This window comes from Micromonospora sp. LOL_021, assembly GCF_048060215.1.
Taxonomy (GTDB): Bacteria; Actinomycetota; Actinomycetes; order Mycobacteriales; family Micromonosporaceae; genus Micromonospora_E.
In genome coordinates this window covers 1-408 of the sequence record NZ_JBHMIN010000157.1, presented here as the reverse complement: position 1 = coordinate 408, position 408 = coordinate 1, and the positions used below count along the sequence as shown (strand labels likewise).

At 71.6% G+C, this 408-nt stretch carries 1 protein-coding gene; it reads right to left on the bottom strand.

Features of this window, described 5'->3' with window-relative positions:
* Nucleotides 1–400: 2-keto-4-pentenoate hydratase (locus tag ACFHWT_RS31475; RefSeq protein WP_416598347.1), on the bottom strand; the 400-nt coding region annotated here is incomplete at its 3' end.
* Between the last annotated feature and the right edge of the window lie 8 nt (nucleotides 401–408).

Genomic DNA, 408 nt, shown 5'->3' with positions numbered 1-408 from the left:
GCAGAAAGTCGGTGGCCCGCAGCACATCCACCACCGTCGCCGGCCCGTCCGGCAGATCCGCGCCGAGCACGAACGCCACCTCCGCCTCCACCCTGGGCTGGATCAACCCGCCCAGATCCACCTCGTCACCATCCGCCACCGCCATGTCCGCGAACAACACCCCGAAATCCGGCTGGAACACGCCGAACGCGGCCTGCACCGCCGGCGACGTCAACCCGATCTTCGCCCCCACCCGACGCCGCCCGGCCCCTGTCCAACCGGCCACCAACTCCCGCTGCACCGCGTACGCCGTATCCACGTCACCGGCGGGCAGCAGCCGGTCCCGCAACGGCGCACACGGGACCCCCGTGTCGTACGCCCCGGCCAACGCCGCGACAGCCGCCCCGACATCCACACCCACAGTCATGA